General features: G+C 70.8%; 1 protein-coding gene and 1 rRNA gene. Both read right to left on the bottom strand.

The window, feature by feature from the left end; genetic code table 11:
* Nucleotides 1-169 precede the first annotated feature (169 nt).
* Complete coding sequence (locus FXN61_RS50450) at nucleotides 170-1,270, bottom strand: hypothetical protein (RefSeq protein WP_188136327.1); 1,101 nt, start codon at nucleotides 1,268-1,270, stop codon at nucleotides 170-172.
* Between the two features lie 498 nt (nucleotides 1,271-1,768).
* Nucleotides 1,769-1,865: ribosomal RNA gene (gene rrf, locus FXN61_RS49180) — 5S ribosomal RNA — on the bottom strand; the annotation flags it as partial.

Genomic DNA, 1,865 nt, shown 5'->3' with positions numbered 1-1,865 from the left:
CCCGGCCCCGGCATCATCCGGCGCGCGGCCCGCAACTCGCTGAGCGCCTCGGCCCACTCGTCCGCGAAGTAGGCGGTCAGACCCGCCGCTTCCCGCACCACACCGACCCGCGCCGCCTTGCTGCGCGCGTACCGGGCGTGCTCCAGCGCCAGCTCCGGATCCTCGTCGATCAGCAGCCCGGCCGCGGCCAGGTGCCGTCCGATGATCTCCGCGAGCCCCTTGGGCAGGCTGCGTAGCTCGGCCCGGATCTCCGGGTCGAGCAGGGAGAGGTCGGCCTCTTCCGGCAGCTCCGGCCGGCCGCCACGGGGCGCGGGCGCGTCGTCCCGCTCCTCGCGCGCGTCCCGGCTGTCGCTTCGCCGGCATCACGATCGTCGGAGCCGACGCCGGCAGCACGAACGCCACCCTCGTCGTCAGCGTCGCGGTCGTCCGCCTCGGCCGCGCGGACATCACTGCTGTCAGCATCGCGGTCGTCATCGGAATCGTCATCGTCACGCTCGCCGGCCTCTGCGGCACGGTCGCCGGAGGCCACCGCGTCGCTGGAGTCCTCGTCGTCCTGGACACCATCGCCGGGGAGCTCGGAGTCTTCCGCGTCGGAGGTCGTGCCACGGGACGCGGCACGGGAAGCCGCGGCGCCGTCGCCCAAGCGGTAGCCGGGGCGCTCGCCGGTCGCGGCCTTCTCGCCGCCAGCGGTCACGTCCGAGGTGTGCTCAGCGCCTGAGACCTGGGCGCCCTCGACGTCGGTGCCGTCCTGGGGCGCGGATTCCTGCTCGGCAACCCGCCCCTGGAAACGCGCCGCTCGCTCGCGGCTGCGCTCGTCGCGGCGGTCGTCACGCTGATAACCGCCGCGGTCGTCCTTGCGGTCGTTGGAACGGTCGTCCTTGCGGTCGTCCCTGCGGTATCCACCACGGTCGCTGGAGCGGTCGTCCTTCCGGTAACCGCCACGGTCGTCCTTGCGATCGTCCTTGCGGTAGCCGCCACGCTCGCTGGAGCTTCCGCCGCGGTCGTCGCGACGGTAGCTACCACGGTCGCTGGAACGGTCGTCCTTGCGGAAACCGCCACGGTCGCTGGAACCCTCACGACGCTGGTAACCACCACGGTCACCGGAGCCTTCGCTGCGGGAGCCGCCACGGTCCTCGCGCGGCTTGAAGTCACGACGGATGCGCCAGAGGCGCTCGCCACCGCGATACCCACCGCGGTCGCTCGAACCCTCGCGACGCTGGTAGCCGCCACGGTCGCTGGAGCCTTGGCCGCCGGTAACCACCACGGTCACTGGAACCCTCGCGACGCTCGTAGCCGCCACGGTCGGAACGCTCGCCAGAGCCCTCGCTCTTGCGGTAGCCCGGACGGTCACTTGAGCCGGAACGGTCGCTGCTGCCTCGGTAGCCACCGCGGTCGCTCGAACCGCTGCGGTAGCCGCCCCGGTCACTCGAGCTGCTGCGGTTGCCGGCGCGGTCGTCTCGACGGTCTCCGCTGCGGTTGCGGTCGCCGGAGCCCTCACCACGCTGGTAGCCACCGCGGTCCTCGCGCGGCTTGAAGTCGCGGCCGGCGGAGCCACCGCGGTCGTCACGCTTGCTGTTGCTTACTTTGCGATCGCCTGTTGGTCGGCCACCGTCGGAATGGCGCGGTCGGTCTCCCTGGCCACGCTGACGGTCGCCGGGACGATCCCCGAACCTTGACACCAAATCCTCCTATGGACACGCTGAAAGGGGCTTGTGAGCGAAGCACTGTAGTTGTGCCCCGCGATCACAAGCCCCTTCAGGGAAGTAAAGTTCGGCGGCGACCTACTCTCCCACACCGTAACCAGTGCAGTACCATCGGCGCAGAAGGGCTTAACTACCGGGTTCGGAATGGGACCGGGTGTTTCC

It is taken from the genome of Lentzea indica (genome assembly GCF_012184385.1).
GTDB classification, from domain to species: domain Bacteria; phylum Actinomycetota; class Actinomycetes; order Mycobacteriales; family Pseudonocardiaceae; genus Lentzea; species Lentzea indica.
Note: the sequence above shows the minus strand (reverse complement) of the source record. Positions and strands in the feature narration are given on the sequence as shown.